Source organism: Pseudoalteromonas sp. AWH4_217 (assembly GCF_056161105.1).
On sequence record NZ_JBSWYM010000009.1, the window covers coordinates 158,506 to 177,107 of the forward strand.

The window sequence follows — 18,602 nt, forward strand, 5'->3', positions numbered from 1 at the left end:
CGTAGATAGACTTTTAATGGAGATAATGAATGCCCAGTTATGCAAACCGATATATTAGTAACCTGACCAGAGAAACGTATGCACTGATACTGGCAGGTGGTCGTGGTAGCAGGCTGCACGAGCTGACCGACTGGAGAGCTAAGCCCGCAGTGTATTTTGGAGGCAAACACAGAATAATAGACTTTCCGTTATCAAATTGTATTAACTCGGGTATCCGCCGAGTCGGCATCGCTACGCAATACAAATCTCATTCTTTGATCAGGCATGTTAATCGTGCCTGGGGCCATTTTAAGAAAGAGCTTGGCGAGTCGGTGGAAATATTGCCAGCGTCTCAGCGTTACGGCGATGAGTGGTACTGTGGCACGGCAGATGCCGTGTTCCAGAATATGGATATCATTCGTCATGAACTACCTAAGTATGTAATGATTTTGTCCGGAGACCATGTATACCGTATGGACTACGGTGCACTACTTGCAAAGCACGTTGAAACCGGTGCGGATATGACCGTTTGCTGTATTGAAGTGCCCTGTGAGGATGCTGCAAATACTTTTGGCGTGATGACGGTAGATGAGAATAAGCGGGTCAGGCGCTTTGATGAAAAGCCGCCAGAGCCCAGCGAAATCCCGGGTAAACCCGGTTTGTGTCTTGCGTCGATGGGGAACTATGTCTTTAATACAGAGTTTCTTTTTGAGCAGCTAAAAGAAGATGCAGAACGTGAAGGATCAGGTCGTGATTTTGGTCATGATATCATCCCCGCAATTATTGAAGAGCATAATGTATTTGCGTTTCCATTTCGTGATCCCAGCCACCCAGGTCAGCCTTATTGGCGCGATGTTGGAACAATAGATTCATTCTGGGAAGCCAATATGGAGTTAGTTTCACCTCAGCCTCAACTTGATCTGTACGACCCGAGCTGGCCAATCTGGACTTACCAGGAGCAGTTACCACCGGCGAAATTCATCTTTGATGACGACGAGCGTCGCGGTATGGCGGTAGATTCTACGGTATCTGGCGGCTGTATTATCTCAGGATCCAGAGTGCGTAAATCTTTGTTGTTTTCTAATGTCCATGTTCATTCATACTGTGAGATTGAAGGCGCGGTCGTGTTACCTGGTGTGGTGATTGAGCGTGGCTGTCGCATAAAAAATGCGATTATTGATCGAAGCTGCCATATCCCGGAGGGGATGGAAATTGGGTATGACAGGGCACAAGATGAGAGAAACGGTTTCAGAGTATCTAAAAAAGGCATCGTGCTAGTGACTCGTGATATGCTAACTGCGTTAGAAAAGCAACAGCGGCTGTTAGCAGGGCAAACCCAGGAAACAGCATAAAAGGACAAGCATGCATGTAGTTATGGTGGCAGCGGAGAACGACCGTCTGCCTAATTGTAAAGTCGGGGGAGTTGCGGATGTGATCCGTGACATCCCGTATGCACTGGCAACACAGCAAGTGCGTTGTTCCGTTATTGTGCCTGATTACGGTCAGTATGCACTAAATCGGACGTTTGTGGCGGACATCGCAGTGCCCTTCAAACAGCATCTGGAAACTGCCACTTTGTGGCGGGTAGCCAGTGACGCTGGTGTAGATCAATATGTGGTTTCACACTCTTTGTTCTCGCAGCATGATGGTGCAATTTATTGCAATGATGGTGATCAGCCTTTTGCAACGGATGCGAATAAGTTTGCATTGTTTTGCGCTGCGGTAAGTGAGCTGCTTGAGCATGCAATGATTGGCCCTGTCGATGTACTTCATTTACACGACTGGCACGCAGCGGTTGTTGCAGTGCTAAAAACCTTTAGTCCGCGGTTTGTAAATCTGAAACAGATTAAAACGGTTTACACAGTGCATAACTTAGCCCTTCAGGGGATCCGCCCTTTCAAACATGATGATTCCAGTCTGGAATCCTGGTTCCCTACGTTAAGTTATGATGGCAGTCAGATTTGTGATCATGTCTATCCTCACTGTTTTAATCCGATGCGTGCCGCGATTAGTCTGTCTGACAAAGTTCACCTGGTTTCTCCTACTTATTGTCAGGAAGTACAACTCAGTAGTGACCATGAAAGGGGGTTTTTTGGTGGGGAAGGGTTAGAGCATGATATGCAGGCCGCGGATCGAACCGGGCGACTGGCCGGAATTCTGAATGGGTGTACTTATGATGCATCATCAGACGACACAAATGACATCTCTTTGCATCAATACTGTGATCTGGCGGAACAGGCGCTGTTTGTGTGGATGGCAAACGGAGGCACGCTTAAACCGGCCCATTATATTGCACATCAGAGAGTCATTCAGTGGCGTCAGCAATCAGTATTTCGCAGACCGCTCATCACCAGTGTCGGGCGCCTGACGGATCAGAAAGCTTTGTTGCTCAGACAACCAAAAGATGGGCGGCTCATTCTCGATCATATTGCAGCTTTGATTAATGGGTATGGTGGTGTACTGGTTATTTTGGGTTCAGGTGACCCCCATCTGGAATTCCTATTTACTCAGGTGATGGCCCGTAATGAGAATGTGTTGTACTTACAAGGATATGGACAAGCTTTGGGAGATCACCTTTACACACTCGGCGATTTGTTCCTGATGCCTAGCTCATTTGAACCATGCGGCATTAGTCAAATGTTAGCCATGCGTTCTGGACAGCCCTGCCTGGCACATCAGGTTGGAGGTTTGAAAGACACCATCATACATTATGAAACAGGGTTTTTATTCGGTGGTGATAATTTGTCGGAGCAAGCAGAGCAGTTACTGGAGCGCTTAGGGCAAGCGCTTGATGTACACAGAAATGACCCACAGAAATACCTTGAGATCAAAGCAAATGCAGGGGCACAACGCTTCAGCTGGGATACGATTGCAAGCCAGTATATAGAGAAATTGTATGAGTAGGCGTTTGCCTGCTCACTCAGCTATCGACTATTCTAATACATTAATGTTTTAGTTTGATTTTTTTTCTAATGAAATGGGGTTAAAATATTCCCCAATAGAACAAACTAATAAAACAAAAGTGCTATTAATTTGAGCAGTAGATAGCTGGGAGCAATGATTTGAAAGTGTTTGTGGCAAGGCAGGCCATCTTTAATCGAAAGAAGCAGGTGGTTGCGTATGAATTGCTGTTTCGTGATGGTAAACAAAATTGCTTCCCCAACATTGCTGATGATGCCGCGACAGCCAGGCTGATTATGGACAACCAGCTCAATCTGGGCACCCGTTATCTGACGTCGGGAAAGAAGGCGCTTATCAATATCGGTGAAGAGTCACTGAATCAGGAGCTTGCACATTTCTTACCAAGCAGTGACGTAATCCTCGAGTTACTCGAAACCATTCCTCCAACGAAGGATAATTATGAAAGAGTGAGACAACTGTTTCATAATAATTATCGTCTGGCGCTGGATGACTTCACCTACTCTAAAGACTGGGAGCCTTTCCTTAAGCTGGTCAGACTTATTAAGTTTGATTTAGTTGAAAGTCCGCTGGAGACGATAGCCCCACTGGTAGAGCAACTAAAGCAGCGCAAAAACCTCAAGTTACTCGCCGAGAAAGTCGAGACTGAAGAAGAGTTCGTGCAAGCGAAAAAGATGGGCTTTACATTTTTCCAGGGTTACTTTTTTGCAAAACCAACCATGATATCCCAGCAGGACATCGAAATTAATTATGCCATAGTCATGTTGATTTATGCCGAAGTGCTGAAACCTCATATGAATTTGGGGCGGATCTCCGAGCTATTCGCCCAGGATACAGCATTGGCCTACAAGCTGCTACGTCTGATAAATTCTGGTGTCTTTCCGATAAAAAGCCGCATCGAATCCCTGAAACAGGCGCTTGTTTACCTTGGTAATGAGCGTGTGCTCAAGTTTGTAAATCTTATCATGACGGCACATGTAGCAACGAACAAGCCAACCGAGCTGACCCGTCTGAGTATTGTTCGTTCACGCTTTTGTGAGCTGATTGCCCAGCAGATCGCCCCTGGCATTGCAAGTATGAGTTTTCTGACGGGGCTGTTTTCATTGCTTGATGCAATTTTAGATAAGCCAATGGAGTTGTTGGTGGGACGTTTGCCATTTCCAGAAATAATACACGACGCGCTGTTAGGTAAATCAAACACGTTGTATTACATTTTGAATGTCGTGAAAGCCTATGAGAGTGGCAGCTGGTGGGCATTACAAGAAGCCTGTGCATTACTCAATATGCCAGACGAAAGCTTACCCGAGTTCCATGCGTCGGCTGTTACTTGGGCTGATATGTATCGTGATCATGTGTATTAATGTTGAGAAATCCATTTATTGACAGTGTTAGGGGGTTTGCTTTACTTGGTTTGAGCCTGACCAACCTGTTTTTTATGGCCAATTTTTCGTATGGCTATATTCCTCCTGTCGACACAGATCTGTTTGAACAGGTGTTATCTTTTCTGACCACTGTGTTGGCTGATGGGCGATTTCGAACCTTGTTTTGCCTGGTGTTTGGCGCCGCTTTATTGATCCAGTTTAAGAGATATGAGCAGAGCGCTCACCGCCTATTCCCTATAAAAACCAGGCTCTGCATACTCGCTTTGTTTGGTATCTTGCATGGGTACTTGCTATGGCCCGGAGACATTTTGCTAAACTACGCGTTGTCAGGATTGCTGGCTCTGATGTGGTTAGAATCAAAACAGAGACTGTTTGCAGCTGGCTTACTGACCGTTTTGCCTGTGGGTTTATTAGTTGTACTCAGCTATCTTGTGCGTGAACCCGCCATAGATCGGACGAGCGTGGAATATGCCATTGTGATGGATACTTTGCCGCTGACCTACAACGAGTTGCTGAGCCAGAATATGGGCAACTTCACCATGATGATTTTACTCATCCCCATTGCCACTTTATGGAATACCCTCGGATTAATGTTGCTGGGTATGGAGCTGTATGAACGCGGATGGTTTACACAGAAAATATTACTTGCCCGGAAGTGGCTATGGGCCGCATGGTGGGCCAGTTTTTGTGTCTCGTTGCTCTTTTGGCTTGTGAAAGAGTCGGTCATGGGGCAGGTGCTCGAAACAGTAAACTGGCTCGCAGCCATCCCTATGGCACTATGTTATTTAGTTTTGATTCAAGCTATATATAAAAACATCCCCACGTTGAGCGGCGTGCTGGCGATAGTGGGGCGTTATTCTTTGACGCTTTACTTAACCCAAACGGTCATCGGAATAGTTTTTTTTCATTTTGTTTTTCCGGACAGCCGACTCTCATTTACCCGCGTTGATTACTTCTTGTTTTTCCTGATCCTTACGCTGGGGCAAGTGATTTTGGCTATACTGCTTGATAGGACCAAACAATCGGGTCCGGCTGAGTACATATTGAAGCGTTGCGTAGGGTATCTGAGCCGTGCGTAACACAAAAAAAGGCAGTTTATCGTGAAGTTTGTACAGTGTATTTTCTGGGTTTTTCTTTTATTGTCATCTCATTTGAGCTTTGCAAAGGCGGACTTTTCAGTCCTGTTGGTTAATCCTTCTATATCCGGTGAGCCTTTTTGGCAAAAAGTTGAATCTATTGCACAGGCTGCCAGTAAACAACTCAATGTGAAACTAGACGTGATATATGGTGATGGAAGCCGATATATTCAGCTAGCCGAGCTACAAAAGTATCTGGAGTACCGCGCCACCCCCGACTTCGTGGTGCTAATGTTGTACCCAGGCAATGCGGAACAGCATCTGGATCTGTTAGAGAAATATGGGATTCAATACCTGACTCTGGAACAAACCATCAACGGGCCTGAACAGACTGAAATAGGTAAACCCGGACAAAGGTATAAAAACTGGCTGGGAGAAATTTACTTTGATAATTTTCGTGCCGGGGCTGAGTTGGCAAAGGCATTAACAGAGTCACTACGTGAAAAAGATAGTCGTGTAAAACCTCAGGCGATAGCAATCAACGGTCATTATGGCAGCGAGTCAGATGCTCGTAATCAGGGAGCGCAGTCTTATTTCGGTAGCGAGGGAGTCGCGCTACAGCAGTCTATATATGCCAGTTGGTCTAAGACTCAGGCAATGGAAAAAACGCAGCGGTTGCTTAAGCGATATCCTGAAACCAACATTATCTGGAGTGCGTCTGATTTAATGGCCATGGGCGCGCTTAGTGCAGTCAAACAGCAAAGTAACGACAAAAACAGGTTTGTGGCAATCGGCGGCTTTGACTGGCTCAATGATACACTTGGATTGATCGATAAGGGGGAGATACAGGCCTCTGTCGGCGGACATTTTATTATGGGTGGGCTTGCCATTTTATCCTTATACGATAGGTTTCATGGTCATAAATACTGGCATGATCACCAGTCAATCACTTACCCATTGGTTGTTATAAACAGGCAGAATGTACATCGCTACCTGTGGCTGGCTGATAAATCAGACTGGTCAGGTGTTGACTTTAGTAAGTTCAGCTTACTAAAAAATAAACAGCAGCAATATTTGGTATCGCCGGCATTTTTGGCCAGAGATACGGGCTCTGGTGTGATTGCAAAGTAATCTGTGCGCGGGCCTTATGGTGCTTGCTGGCCATTGTGACAACGAAACATTTCTACTGACTTGCAAAGTTTGTTACCATGCGCCCCCTGTAACTCACCTTATCGTAAGGTGCGTATTGCCTCTATGTATAAGATAAGATAACTGCTTCTTTATGAACGAACTTAAGCGATTAAATAAATACATCAGTGAAACAGGGTTTTGTAGCCGCAGAGAAGCGGATACGCTGATCAGCGACGGCCGGGTATCCGTCAATGGCCAGGTCGCCGAAATGGGACTGAAGGTCAGTGATTCAGACACCATACTGATTGACAATAAACCGCTAAAATCTAAACCAAAGCGGGTATATATCGCTTACAACAAGCCCGTAGGTGTGACTTGCACAACGGAGCGCAAAATAAAAAGTAATATTGTCAGTGCTATTCAATACCCCGAGCGCATATTTCCTATTGGTCGACTGGACAGGCCATCTGAAGGCCTGATCTTTTTGACCAATGAAGGTGATATCGTCAATAAAATACTTCGCGCTGGAAACAACCATGAAAAAGAATACGTGGTGACGGTCGACAAGCCCGTTACCGAGGAGTTTATTCGTGGTATGCGCTCAGGTGTGCCAATTCTTGGCACTGTCACTAAAAAGTGTTTTGTTAAGAAAACCGCAGCGAAGCAGTTCACTATCGTGTTAACACAGGGACTGAATCGCCAGATCCGACGCATGTGCGAATACTTTGACTATGAAGTACAAACGCTTAAGCGTGTGCGCATCATGAATGTCAATCTGAATGGGTTGCGCCCGGGGCAGTGGCGTCACCTCAGTGAATCGGAAATGGCAGAGATCAATGCCTCAATCGAAGGGTCATCGAAAACGGAAGAAGCATCCGTTGATGAGCAAAAACGTGTCGCACGACAACCAGCCAGGTCAGACCATAGTCGTCATGAATCGGCACCAAAAAGTACCAGAAATAAACCTGGTCAGGCTAAAAACCAGCATGGCTCAGACAGAAGTCGATCCGAAAAAGCAGTGCGCTCTGAAAAACCAAAAAGCCGCGCGGGCGCCAATCCACGCAAGCGAGTTAAAGGGACATTGTCTTTGAAAAAATAAATGAGAAAAAGGGCCGCAGTATGCGGCCCTTTTACTATTTCGGAGCGGTTACTTTAAAGAATAAACAGTAAATAACGGGTAAAACTATCAAGGTCAGGACTGTCGCAAAGCCGAGACCAAACATGATGGTTACGGCCATTGATTTAAAGAACACGTCAAATAACAGAGGGATCATACCCAATATGGTGGTGACCGCAGCCATTGAAACGGGGCGCACACGGCTCACACCGGAATCGAACACCGCCTGGTAGGGGTCTTTACCACTGTCTAATTCCAGATTTATTTGATCCATCAGAACAATGCCGTTTTTAATCAACATACCAGACAGGCTGAGTAACCCAAGTAGTGCCATAAAGCTGAAGGGAGCCTGAAATATGACCAGTCCCGCTGTTACTCCTATAATGGCAAGTGGTACTGTGCTCCAGATCACCAGAGGTTTGCGTACTGAGTTGAACAGCAGCACAGTAATGATAAACATGGATAAGTAACCCAGAGGAAGTGAGCCAAAGATCGCCTTTTGTGCCTTACTCGAGGATTCAAACTCACCGCCCCACTGCATTTCGTAACCTTGTGGTAGTTCAATGGCTTCGATGTCAGCACGAACCCGGGCAAACAGCTTAGCTGGTGTTTCATTGCCAATGACGTCATGATCTGCCATGACGGTGATCGTCCGCTTACGGTCGCGACGCATTATCAGGCTGTCTTCCCAGACGACTTCGACGCCGTCAAGGATCTGGCCTAACGGCACATAGACATTGAGGACCGGGCTGAATATCTGCAGGTCAACAAGGTTTTCGACATTGCGCCTTTCGATTTCAGGAGCACGCGCGACGATTGGTAGCATTTTGGTGCCATCGCGATACAGGCCAACTTTGTTGCCCGATACACTGGTCAGCAATAGTTGATCGAGATCGGATTTACTGATCCCCAGGCGTCGTGCTTTTTGCTCATTAAACACCGGCTCCAGCACTTTAGAACGCTGACGCCAGTTGTCACGGATATTAAATGCCCCTGAGTCTTGGGCTAACCTGTTTTTTGCCTGATCTGCCAGCTGACGCAGGACCACAGGATCGGGCCCGGAAAAGCGGGCTTCAATTTTAGCATCCGTCGATGGCCCAATCTCCATGCGCTTGATTTTGAGTTTGCCATCGAGTTCATTGTTAGCGGCAAAGTCTCTTACCTTCGCTATCATTGTTGCCACGGCATCCCGGTCGGTAACCCGAATGATCAACTGTCCATAAGAAGCGTATTGCTTTTCCGGACTGTAGGTGAGCATAAATCGGGGGGCACCCTGGCCGATAGTGGTGGTGATCTCCTCGACCAGATCATCAGATTGCAAAAACCGTTCAAGTTTTTCAAGGTTGTCTGCTGTACTGCGAATATCAGCCCCCTGATAATGCCAATAGTCGACATAAAACATAGGTGTGTTTGAAGCTGGAAAAAAGGACTGCTTTACTGATTTAAAACCAACCATGGCACACCCGAGTAGTGCAATCATAGCAACGACAGTTGTCCAGCGGAATCGCAGGCAAGCTCTTAGCAGGGCTTTGTATGCGGTGAAGATCAAGCCCTGGTAGGGATCTTCATTGTCGTTACCTTGTCGGATTTCTTCTTTGAATAATATGTTTGCAAAAAAGGGCGTAAGTGTGATGGCCGTTACCCAACTAAGTAGCAAAGAAATGAGTAACACCCAGAATAGGGAGCCAGCAAACTCGCCACTGGCATCAGAACTTAGCCCAATAGGTGCAAAGGCGGTGATGCCAATCACTGTCGCACCTAATAGTGGCCACTTAGTTTGCTCTACGATGTTGACTGCTGCTTTAACCTTAGTTTGCCCGCGTTTGAGGTTGATCAGTATCCCCTCAGTCACGACTATGGCATTGTCGACTAACATACCGAGCGCGATGATCAGAGCACCCAATGAAATTCGTTGTAAGTCAATTGCAAACATCTTCATGAAAACGAATGTACCAAGCACTGTGAGAAGCAGGATACCGCCAATCAGAATACCGCTTTTGACTCCCATAAAGATCAACAGTACGACAATAACGATGGCAACGGCTTCAAGCAGACTGACGATAAATCCGTCGACGGATTTTTCTACTTCGTTGGGCTGGTTGTAAACTGTGTGGACAGACATACCGTGAGGGCGTTGATACTCCAGCGAGGCAAGGTGCTTGTCTATGGCTTTACCTACTTCTACTACATTGACACCCGAGCTGAACGAGATCCCGAGCAGCAAAGACTGGTCGCGATTGTAGCGTGTGATATGCGTCGGAATTTCTGCATACTCACGTCTGACCGTTGCAACATCACCCAGGTAAATCAGCTCTTTGGCGCCTGGCTTTGAAATCAGCAGATCTTCGAGCTCGGAAACCTGGTTAAATTCCCCTGTGGGGTGAATACGGATAGACTCGTCTCCGACACGGATCTTACCGGCATTTGACACACTGTTTTGTGTCTGGAGTAGCGAAAAAATACGGTTATGTGATATCCCGAGCTGCGAAAGCTTCTGACTGGATATTTCAACGGTCACTTGAGCCTGTTGCTCTCCGGCAATGGTGACCTTGCTGACGCCATCGACTAACACGAGCTCTCGCTTCAGGTAATCTACGTATTCCTTAAGTTCTTCATAGGAGTACCCATCTCCGGTTACAGCATAGAGTACGCCATAAACATCGGCAAAATCATCCATGATCTTAGGAGGGTAGACTCCCGGTGGTAAATTGGGCTTTAAATCATTAATTTTACGCCTTAACTCATCCCAGATTTGTTTCAGATCTTCCTTACGATAGGTGCTTTTCATTTCAACCGTGATTTGAGACTGGCCCGGCGAAGAGATAGACGTGACATAATCAACATAAGGCAGGCTTTGAATAGCGTTCTCTATGGGATAAGTGACCTCCTCTTCAACCTGCTGAGGGGATGCACCCGGATAAACGGTGATGACCATCGCCTTTTTAAGCGTAAATTCAGGGTCTTCCAGTTGCCCGAGGCCAAAGTACGAGACTGTCCCTGCTAACAACAGCAGGAGTGCAAACATCGCACTGATGACTTTGTTTTCAATAGACCATTTGGCAAGACTCATATTACAGGCCTCGCTCTTTAGTCCAGGGGCGGACTTTCAGACCGTCGCTGAGGTGATGTACGCCGGCAGAGACAATGATTTCACCCGGTTGCAGGCCACTCTTAATCTCGAATCCTTGTTGGCGCAACAAACCCGGTTGGACGGCGCGTTTTGAAACAAGCTGAGTATCTGGGTTATAGATCCAGACGTAGTGATTGCCTTCAGCGGCCTGAGTCTGCTCTGAAAAAACCGCTTCATTAGGCACGATAATCGCGGAAGTACTTTGATTGGTGATTTTGCTCGGGTCGACATAGACATGTCCCGTCATACCGGCAAGCAGGTTAAAGTCTTCCGGGATGGGCAGTGAAAACACGACTTTATATGTGAGGGTGACGGGATCGGCTTGTGTGTCCCACTCTTTTATGTTTAGCAGATAAGATTTGTCCGGGTAGCCGTCGAAAATGACCGTCGGGTGATAATCCAGATCTTTGTTAACGCGGGCAACTAGCTTTTCGGGTACCTGAATAACCACATCCATACGGTCGCGTGTTTCAAGGCGCAAAATATTTTGTTTGGCGACAATGTTCTCAAAGTTTTTCACAAATACTTTGGCAATCGTACCGTCAAATGGTGCTCTGAGTTCGCTGTTTTCCAGGTTAGTCTGAGCGATTTTAAAAGCGGATTCGGCAACCTGCTCATTTGCCAGAGCCTGATCGTATTCCGCTTTGCTGGCTATTGATTTCTTATACAAAGATTCAATACGGTTCAGCTGTGCAACGGCCAGTTCAAATTGAGCTTTTCGTTGCTGATACTGTAGCTCAAAGTCTTCCGGGTCGAGCTTAGCCAGAAGCTGTCCTTTTTGCACCTCCTGACCGGCCAACACCGGAAACTCCATTAACTCTCCATTGACTCTGAAAGCAAGATAGGAGCCCTGATTGGCGACGACTTCTGCAGGGAAGCTACGCAACTGGCTGGCTTGCGGATCGGACACGGTATGTAGTTTAACAGGGCGAATGACTTGACTGGTTGATGCCGGCTGTGTGGCTTCCTGACAGGCAGACAATAACAGCAAAGCAGGAAAAAAGAGTGCGAGTTTATTCACGAAAATTACTCCCTCAGACTAAAATTTAGTGCAGGATAATGAATTTGGGCATAAAATAAAAATTATTAAAACTTTGGTATAAAATAAATTTTTTTTATGAAGTTGGCAGATATTCAGGTACTCGATGCCGTAGCAAATGCACAAAGCCTGAGCGAGGCGGCAAAACGATTGTATAAATCACAACCAGCGGTCACGCAAGCCTTAAAAAGGCTGTCCGATGAGCTGGGCTTTGCGCTGGTTACGAGAGAAGACTATCGGATAAGGCTTACAGAGCAGGGCAAGCGCTTTCATCAGCACGCTCAAAAGTTGTTGGAGCATCATAACCATCTCAAAATTCTGGCGGATGAATTTTCTCAGGGCAACGAAGCAAAATTTCGTATTTGCTATGAACCTATGTGCCATCAGGAAACGTATAACGCCCAGATTAGTAGCACTTTTAAGCAATTTCCCTCAACTGAACTGGTGATTTCCAGCGGCAGGCGCTTTGTGGCTCTTGAGCAAGTGAATGCTGGCGCCGCTGATCTGGGAATAGGTCCTTGGTTTGACTTGTTTCACGCCACCGGAGAACTCGAATCTGTTGCAATCGGAGAAACTAAACTAGGGGTGGTTGCCAAGCGAGGCTTGTTGCCCAAACGTATGTACTATGATGAACTGAGCCTCTATCCTTGTCTTGCGATGGTTGAGAGCGGTTTCGATTTTGACAGTGAGCGTTTGGCCTATTCCAGAGGATTACATGTGATGAAACTGGATGATGTCAGTACCATTAAACTATTCTTATCTCAGGGAGTTGGGTTTGCTCTGACCAGCCTCAACACCTGTCGGCAGGAGTTGGAAAGCGGTGAGCTTGAGCGCATTGAGATCATAGATCGACAACATGAGTTCACTGCCGCAATACATGCATTTCGTCGTCATCAAAGTCATTATGGGCCGGTTGCCCGGCATTTATGGCAACAGTTCACAGCATTAGGAGCGCAGTTTGCTAGAGGAAACTAAAGAGGAATTCAGGACCAAAGTCTTCACCCTGATTGGGGCCATTCCACCTGGCAATGTAGCAACATACGGGCAAATAGCTGCTCTTGCCGGGGCACCCAAGCATGCAAGGGCGGTTGGTTACTTATTGAAGCATTTGCCTGCGGGGTCGAGTCTGCCCTGGTACAGAGTGATTAACAGTCAGGGAAAGATTTCTTTTCCACCTGAGAGCGACAAATTCAGCGAGCAGAGTGCGTTGCTGCGCTCGGAGGGTGTACAGATACAAGGCGGTAAAGTCGCTTTACGCCGGTATCAGTGGTGCTAAATCTATCCGTCATTTTTAAGTTATGGAGAGAGCAATGATAGAGCAAGCTTTTAACTTCAACAGTCCCATTAAAATAGGTATCAGCGCGTGTCTGGCAGGGGATAAAGTGCGTTTTGATTCCGGGCATAAACGCAGCAATTTTTGTATGGACGAACTGGCTGAGTACGTCGAATATGTACGTTTTTGTCCTGAAGTGGCCATTGGTTTACCCATTCCGAGAAAAACTATTCGTCAGGTCAGGGTAGAAGATGTGATTAAGGTCGGCCCTGCGCACAGTGATGAAGATTATGCCCCTGACCTTGCTGAGTACGGAAAGAAGGTATCAGATCAGCATGGCACGCAGTTGTCTGGCTATATCTTTTGTGCCAAAAGCCCTAGTTGCGGTATGGAACGGGTGAAAATCTATAATGAAGCCGAAACGGGCAATACTTCCGAAGGTATAGGCATCTTTGCCGAACAAATCATGGCACGTAACCCGCTGCTGCCGTGCGAGGAAAATGGCCGACTGAACGATATGCACCTGAGAGAAAATTTCGTGATGCGTGTCTATGTGTATAAAAGTTGGCAGGAACTGGTGGTCAGTAACCCAGGATTACATGAATTAACGACCTTTCACGCGCGCCACAAATATTTATTGATGAGCCACAATTACGAGGCTTATCGCGAACTTGGCAGGCTGTTGGCCGAAGGCAAGGGAACAAATCTGGATGAGCTCAGAGGGACTTACATCAAAGGGCTGATGGAGGCCTTATCACGACCCGCCAGACGTAAAGATCAGGCGAATACTTTGTCGCACTTACAGGGCTATTTTAAGAAAGTGCTGGGCAAGGTTGAGAAACAGGAACTTTGCCGTGCAATTGATGAATATCGCATTGGCCAGGTGCCTTTGCAGGTTCCATTAACCCTGTTGCGCCATCACCTGATAATGCATCCAAACGACTACCTGATGCAACAGGTGTACTTCCATCCTTATCCTAATGAACTCAAATTGAGGTATGCGATTTAATGTCTGCACTGTTTTGGTTTCGTCGCGATTTACGTGTCTATGGCAATGAAGCGCTTATAGAGGCCGTTGAAAGTGGCGCCCGTGATGCACTTTTCTTCGTCTGTGAGCAGCAGTGGCAACAGCACAATGCTGCTCCTGTTCAGGTTGACTTGCTTAAGCGGCGAGTGGTGTGGTTGGGGCATAAACTGGCCGAGTCAGGTGTGCGCTTACATGTACTTGATGCAGGTAGCTTTGCTCAGGTACCCGCATTGCTAGCGCAGTTTTGTCAGACCCATGAGGTTAATCAGGTTTATGCCAACCGCGAGTATGAAGTGAATGAGCAGGCCAGAGACAAAGCCTGTCAGGAGACGGGAGTACAATTGCACCTATTCGATGGCGATGTCATCGCACCGCCTGGGAGTGTTACGACAGCCAGTAACGAAATGTATAAAGTGTTTACGCCATTTAAAAAAGCCTGGCTCAAACAGTATGAGCAACAGCACTTTTTTTTGCCAGGCTGGCCCGAGCTAGACCTGACGCCACTAGAGTGGGAAGCGCCTGAGCTACTAACGGGGGACGGAAGCTCAGATAAGTGGCCAGTTGATGATGAAACCCTGGTGAAGGTCGCGCAAGCATTTATTCAGGATAAAATGGCAGATTATAAGGAGCACAGGGACTTCCCGGGTGTAAAAGGCACCTCAGGACTGAGCCCTTATCTTGCATTGGGTATGGTATCGGTGAAGCAATTATTGGCTGAAATCCAGCTTCATTTCCCTGATTTGTTACACACGACCAGTACCCCTGCGTTCAGCTGGGTGAATGAGTTGATCTGGCGCGAATTTTACCGACACCTTATTTGCGCTTATCCAAAACTGTGTAAAGGCTTTAATTTTAATGAAAAGTACAATGACGTCAGTTGGCGTCAGGATGAGGCTCAGTTTCAGGCCTGGTGTGCAGGTAAAACAGGTTACCCGATAGTCGATGCGGCTATGCGCCAGCTTAACCAGACCGGGTGGATGCATAATCGTTTGCGCATGATAGTGGCAAGCTTCTTAACTAAACACCTGTTGATAGACTGGCGCAGAGGTGAGCAGTACTTCATGAGCAAGCTGATTGATGGAGACCTGGCGAGTAACAACGGTGGCTGGCAGTGGGCTGCCAGTACCGGGTGTGATGCACAACCTTATTTTCGGATTTTTAATCCGATTAGCCAAAGTGAAAAGTTTGACCCACAAGGTGATTTCATTCGTAAGTTTGTGCCTGAGCTAAGTGGGGTACCGGCGAAGTCAATCCATTTCCCTCATGATTATTTGCAGGCATTTGCGATAGATGGTTACGTTGAACCTATAGTGGAGCACAAAGCTGCACGGGAAAGAGCTTTGTCTGCGTTTAAGGTTTGAGCGGCGACAGATATTTACTGTGAGCTCACAGGTGACGCGGGCTGGGACGGGATGTATGCAAAGTAATCAAAAAGTGCGCGTTTTTGTGCCTGATATGTTTACACCCGCGTCAGATAAGGCGAAATAGCGTAAATATTTTAGTTAAAAGGGGATTTTAGGCTTGCACAAAGAAAAAAAATGGATAAACATAGAATCCGCTTCGGCAAATTATAAAAACATAGGAATTATACAATGAATAAAGCTCAACTAGTTGAAAAGATGGCGGCTGACGCTGAGATCTCAAAAGCTGCAGCGGCACGCGCGCTGGAAGCATTCACTGGTGCTGTAACTCAGTCTCTTAAAGATGGTAACTCAGTGGCACTGGTTGGTTTTGGCACTTTCTCTGTAAAAGAGCGTTCAGCGCGTACGGGTCGTAACCCTCAAACTGGCGCTGAGATCCAAATTCCAGCGGCGAATATCCCTTCTTTCAAAGCGGGTAAAGGCCTTAAAGATCAGGTTAACCCTTAATAAACTGCTAGCACAGTTTTATATATTTTAAAAAAGGGGCTTTTGCCCCTTTTTGTATTAACCTCTTAATGCTTTATCTCCTCGTCCTATTCCTACAGTTCCGGAACGCACGATTTCAATAATATCGCTTTCATGTCTGAGCATATCCAGAAATGACTCTATCTTGTCACTGCTGCTTGCCAGTTGTACGGTATAACTGCGTTTACCCATGTCCAATATTACGCCACCAAAGACGTCTGTTACACGCGTGACCGAGGCTCTGGTTTGTTCATTACCCGCAAATACCTTGGCGAGCAATAGCTCGCGCTCGATATGAGCAGCTTCAGTGAGGTCGATGACTTTAAGCACGTCAACGAGTTTGTTTACCTGCTTAGTGATCTGTTCAACAACTCTGTCATCTCCATGTGTCGTTATGGTAATGCGAGAAAGTGTTCTGTCGTCGGTTGTGCCTACAGTTAAGCTGTCAATGTTATATGCGCGTTGAGAGAACAAGCCCACAATGCGTGACAGAGCGCCCGGCTCGTTTTCAAGTAAAATAGCCAATATTCTACGCATTATGCTTTTACTCCTTTTTTCAACCACATATCATCAATGGCACCCAGTTTAATTTGCATGGGGTAAACGTGTTCATTTTCGTCCACGCAAATATCCAGAAAAACGAGACGGTCATTGATGGCGAATGCTTGCGCTAAAGCGTCGTCTAATTCATCCGGGTGGTCGACTCGGATCCCGACATGTCCATAGCTTTGGGCAAGCGCAACAAAATCGGGCAGGGATTCCATATAAGAGCTCGAATGACGTCCCCCATACATCATGTCCTGCCATTGGCGTACCATACCCAATGAGCGGTTATTGAGTGAGACAATTTTCACATTGAGTCCGTACTGAAGGCAGGTAGAAAGTTCCTGAATGTTCATTTGTATAGATCCATCACCGGTTACGCACACAACATCCGCGTAGGGGTAGGCAACTTTTACGCCCATTGCAGCGGGCAGACCAAAACCCATGGTTCCAAGGCCGCCGGAGTTAATCCATTGTCTGGGGTGTTTGAAGGGATAGTACTGGGCTGCAAACATTTGATGTTGGCCTACATCCGAGCATACATATGCGTTACCTTGGGTAATTTGGTAGAGCTTCTCTATCACGGTTTGTGGTTTGATTTTTTCCCCTTGAGCCTCGTACGACAAACAGCGCTGTTCTCGCCAAGCTGTAATTTGCTGCCACCATGACTCCTGTGCTGCACGATCAATACGCAATGTGCTTTTCTCAATTGCACTTTGCAGCTGTTCCAGTACGGTTTTCAGGCAACCGACAACAGGAATGTGTGCCTGGATTGTCTTGGAAATTGAAGTCGGATCTACATCAACGTGCACTATGGTGGCATCGGGACAGAACTTTTTGACATTATTTGTTACCCGATCATCAAAGCGGGCACCCAATGCCAGAATAACGTCTGCATTGGCCATTGCTTTGTTTGCTTCCAATGAGCCGTGCATACCTAACATGCCCACAAAATTTGGGTGCGTACCGCTGATCCCGCCCAGGCCCATTAAAGTGTTGGTGATCGGGGCATTGAGTGTCTCAACCAATTCTGTGAGTTGCTCTGAAGTATTAGACAGAATGATCCCGCCACCTGAGTATACGACCAGCCGCTTTGCACCCAAAATAGCATCTACCGCCTTCTTGATTTGGCGAGAATGCCCCTTTGAACTTGGGTTGTAAGTTCTCATTTCAATACGTGACGGCATCTCGTAATCGAATTTAAGCTGGGGATTGAGAATATCCTTTGGCAACTCAACAACCACGGGTCCTGGTCTGCCAGAATTTGCCAGATAGAATGCTTTGGCTAGCACCGATGGGATCTTTTCAGCGTCACGACAGTTAAAGCTATGTTTCACGATGGGGCGCGAACAGCCAACTATGTCAGTTTCCTGAAATGCGTCATCGCCAATCAAATTTGAAGGCACCTGACCAGACAGCACCACCATAGGAATACTATCCATATAGGCGGTTGCTATACCCGTTACACAGTTTGTGGCGCCTGGTCCAGAAGTTGCGAGTACAACACCGGTTTTTCCCGTACTTCTGGCATAGCCGTCTGCCATATGTGTAGCCGCCTGTTCATGTCTGACCAGGATATGTTCAACCTGATCTTGTGCAAACAGGGCATCGTAGAGATCCAGCACTGAACCACCCGGATATCCGAAAATATAGTCAACTTCCAGTTCGGCCAGTGCCTTTACAACTAGCTCTGAGCCGTTAAATTGCTCACTCATTACCTCATTCCTCAGCAAAGTTTAAATTAAAGGCAAAAAAAAACCCCGCTAGTGCGGGGTCTGTGCAAACGTTCGCTCACAACGGCCCCGCTGGACTTAACACTAAGACCAGTACGAGTACCACAACTGTGAATAGAATAGTTTGCATAGTTAATTTCTGCGTAAAAAGTTTAATCTGATGTTCTTTATTTAAAGGGTAATCACCGGAACTGTCAAGTTACAAAATGGCCAAAGTGCATTAATGTGCCTTTTTGGTGTTTTAAATATTGAAATGTAGTATTTCATGGCATTTTAATGATGCATTTATGGATAAATAATGCGTTTTCTTACATTTGTAGCGTGTTTAGAATTATACTCAGCAACCTGTTACTATCCCTTTGACTAT

At 46.6% G+C, this 18,602-nt stretch carries 15 protein-coding genes; 11 read left to right on the forward strand and 4 right to left on the reverse strand.

Translation table 11 applies throughout. The features are described from left to right. Positions 1–29 precede the first annotated feature (29 nt). The 6 genes from glgC (at position 30) to rluF (ending at position 7,586) form a co-directional block, all read left to right on the forward strand. The gene (glgC, locus tag ACXAH1_RS13065) at positions 30–1,331 is read left to right on the forward strand and encodes a glucose-1-phosphate adenylyltransferase (RefSeq protein ID WP_253049980.1); all 1,302 of its coding nucleotides are present in this window, start codon (positions 30–32) and stop codon (positions 1,329–1,331) included. A gap of 10 nt (positions 1,332–1,341) precedes the next feature. Next, complete coding sequence (locus ACXAH1_RS13070; protein WP_475197259.1) at positions 1,342–2,883, forward strand: glycogen synthase; 1,542 nt, start codon at positions 1,342–1,344, stop codon at positions 2,881–2,883. Positions 2,884–3,041: 158 nt separating this feature from the next. Next, entirely contained in the window at positions 3,042–4,259 is a 1,218-nt protein-coding gene (locus ACXAH1_RS13075) for an EAL and HDOD domain-containing protein (RefSeq protein ID WP_138543345.1), read from the forward strand. A gap of 329 nt (positions 4,260–4,588) precedes the next feature. Further along, on the forward strand, positions 4,589–5,359 hold the full coding sequence (locus ACXAH1_RS13080) for a DUF418 domain-containing protein (protein ID WP_475197261.1): 771 nt from the start codon (positions 4,589–4,591) through the stop codon (positions 5,357–5,359). Between the two features lie 21 nt (positions 5,360–5,380). Next, positions 5,381–6,487 carry an ABC transporter substrate-binding protein gene (locus tag ACXAH1_RS13085; protein WP_475197263.1) on the forward strand — a complete coding sequence of 369 codons (1,107 nt, stop codon included), beginning with the start codon at positions 5,381–5,383 and terminating at the stop codon, positions 6,485–6,487. Positions 6,488–6,638: 151 nt separating this feature from the next. Next, a complete protein-coding gene (gene rluF, locus ACXAH1_RS13090) occupies positions 6,639–7,586 on the forward strand; it encodes a 23S rRNA pseudouridine(2604) synthase RluF (protein ID WP_475197264.1) in 948 nt (315 codons plus the stop codon). 34 nt (positions 7,587–7,620) lie between these two features. Here the strand turns inward: rluF and ACXAH1_RS13095 are convergent, their stop codons facing one another. Further along, positions 7,621–10,674 (reverse strand): efflux RND transporter permease subunit, encoded by a 3,054-nt coding sequence (locus ACXAH1_RS13095; protein WP_475197265.1) that lies wholly within the window; start codon positions 10,672–10,674, stop codon positions 7,621–7,623. A 1-nt stretch (position 10,675) separates the two neighbouring features. After that, positions 10,676–11,755 (reverse strand): efflux RND transporter periplasmic adaptor subunit, encoded by a 1,080-nt coding sequence (locus ACXAH1_RS13100; protein WP_475197268.1) that lies wholly within the window; start codon positions 11,753–11,755, stop codon positions 10,676–10,678. Positions 11,756–11,851: 96 nt separating this feature from the next. Here ACXAH1_RS13100 and ACXAH1_RS13105 point away from each other — a divergent pair, with 96 nt between their 5' ends. From ACXAH1_RS13105 to ACXAH1_RS13125, 5 genes are all read left to right on the forward strand, one after another. Next, complete coding sequence (locus tag ACXAH1_RS13105; RefSeq protein WP_475197269.1) at positions 11,852–12,748, forward strand: LysR family transcriptional regulator; 897 nt, start codon at positions 11,852–11,854, stop codon at positions 12,746–12,748. Next, positions 12,732–13,049 (forward strand): MGMT family protein, encoded by a 318-nt coding sequence (locus ACXAH1_RS13110; RefSeq protein ID WP_475197271.1) that lies wholly within the window; start codon positions 12,732–12,734, stop codon positions 13,047–13,049. The genes ACXAH1_RS13105 and ACXAH1_RS13110 overlap by 17 nt, the downstream gene beginning before the upstream one ends. A gap of 34 nt (positions 13,050–13,083) precedes the next feature. Then, positions 13,084–14,055, forward strand: coding sequence for a YbgA family protein (locus tag ACXAH1_RS13115; protein ID WP_475197273.1), 972 nt, complete (start codon positions 13,084–13,086; stop codon positions 14,053–14,055). Continuing rightward, complete coding sequence (gene phrB, locus ACXAH1_RS13120; RefSeq protein WP_475197274.1) at positions 14,055–15,434, forward strand: deoxyribodipyrimidine photo-lyase; 1,380 nt, start codon at positions 14,055–14,057, stop codon at positions 15,432–15,434. The genes ACXAH1_RS13115 and phrB overlap by 1 nt, the downstream gene beginning before the upstream one ends. Before the next feature lie 231 nt (positions 15,435–15,665). Then, positions 15,666–15,941, forward strand: coding sequence for an HU family DNA-binding protein (locus ACXAH1_RS13125; protein ID WP_054016655.1), 276 nt, complete (start codon positions 15,666–15,668; stop codon positions 15,939–15,941). Between the two features lie 57 nt (positions 15,942–15,998). Here ACXAH1_RS13125 and ilvN read toward each other — a convergent pair whose 3' ends face one another. Together ilvN and ACXAH1_RS13135 are read right to left on the reverse strand one after the other, a co-directional pair. After that, complete coding sequence (gene ilvN, locus ACXAH1_RS13130; protein WP_475197275.1) at positions 15,999–16,496, reverse strand: acetolactate synthase small subunit; 498 nt, start codon at positions 16,494–16,496, stop codon at positions 15,999–16,001. Continuing rightward, positions 16,496–18,217, reverse strand: coding sequence for an acetolactate synthase 3 large subunit (locus ACXAH1_RS13135; protein ID WP_475197277.1), 1,722 nt, complete (start codon positions 18,215–18,217; stop codon positions 16,496–16,498). The genes ilvN and ACXAH1_RS13135 overlap by 1 nt, the downstream gene beginning before the upstream one ends. Positions 18,218–18,602 lie beyond the last annotated feature (385 nt).

Bases quoted from the DNA above. Each gene is read 5' to 3' on its own strand.
- rluF (WP_475197264.1), top strand. From the start codon at position 6,639: ATGAACGAACTTAAGCGATTAAATAAATACATCAGTGAAACAGGGTTT.
- glgC (WP_253049980.1), top strand. From the start codon at position 30: ATGCCCAGTTATGCAAACCGATATATTAGTAACCTGACCAGAGAAACG.
- ilvN (WP_475197275.1), bottom strand. From the start codon at position 16,496: ATGCGTAGAATATTGGCTATTTTACTTGAAAACGAGCCGGGCGCTCTG.
- ACXAH1_RS13105 (WP_475197269.1), top strand. From the start codon at position 11,852: ATGAAGTTGGCAGATATTCAGGTACTCGATGCCGTAGCAAATGCACAA.
- ACXAH1_RS13125 (WP_054016655.1), top strand. From the start codon at position 15,666: ATGAATAAAGCTCAACTAGTTGAAAAGATGGCGGCTGACGCTGAGATC.
- ACXAH1_RS13135 (WP_475197277.1), bottom strand. From the start codon at position 18,217: ATGAGTGAGCAATTTAACGGCTCAGAGCTAGTTGTAAAGGCACTGGCC.
- phrB (WP_475197274.1), top strand. From the start codon at position 14,055: ATGTCTGCACTGTTTTGGTTTCGTCGCGATTTACGTGTCTATGGCAAT.
- ACXAH1_RS13095 (WP_475197265.1), bottom strand. From the start codon at position 10,674: ATGAGTCTTGCCAAATGGTCTATTGAAAACAAAGTCATCAGTGCGATG.
- ACXAH1_RS13115 (WP_475197273.1), top strand. From the start codon at position 13,084: ATGATAGAGCAAGCTTTTAACTTCAACAGTCCCATTAAAATAGGTATC.
- ACXAH1_RS13070 (WP_475197259.1), top strand. From the start codon at position 1,342: ATGCATGTAGTTATGGTGGCAGCGGAGAACGACCGTCTGCCTAATTGT.